2 pseudogenes are annotated in these 320 nt (G+C 69.1%); both read right to left on the bottom strand.

Going from position 1 to position 320, the window contains the following annotated elements:
- Positions 1 to 204, bottom strand: a pseudogene (locus IF67_RS0138535) (ABC transporter ATP-binding protein); the annotation flags it as partial.
- Positions 197 to 320 (bottom strand): annotated as a pseudogene (locus tag IF67_RS43530) (ABC transporter permease); the annotation flags it as partial. The pseudogenes IF67_RS0138535 and IF67_RS43530, both read right to left, overlap by 8 nt.

Genomic DNA, 320 nt, shown 5'->3' with positions numbered 1-320 from the left:
GGAGACCCCCTTGACCGCGTGCACCTCGCGCACGCCCGCGGAGGGCTTGCGCCGGACGATGCGGTTGAGCGCCGCGGTGGCACCGCCCTTGCCCGTACCCGTCCCGTACACCCGGTAGACGATGTGCAGATCGTCCGCGATCACCGTCGGGATACGGGCCTCGGCGGCTTCTGTCGGCTCGATGCCGTTGCTCTGCTCAGCCACGTCCGTACCGCTCCTCAGCCTTCCAGAAGTACACAAAGCCGACGACGCCCATCAGCAGCGCCCAGCCCCCGGCGAACGCCCACACATGCGGCGGCAGCTTGTCGTGCGTGAAGCTG

Origin of the sequence: Streptomyces sp. NRRL S-1813 (assembly GCF_000719605.1) — a bacterium.
GTDB lineage: Bacteria > Actinomycetota > Actinomycetes > Streptomycetales > Streptomycetaceae > Streptomyces > Streptomyces decoyicus.
The sequence above is the reverse complement of the archived record's forward strand: the minus strand, read 5'-3'. Positions and strand labels throughout refer to the sequence as shown.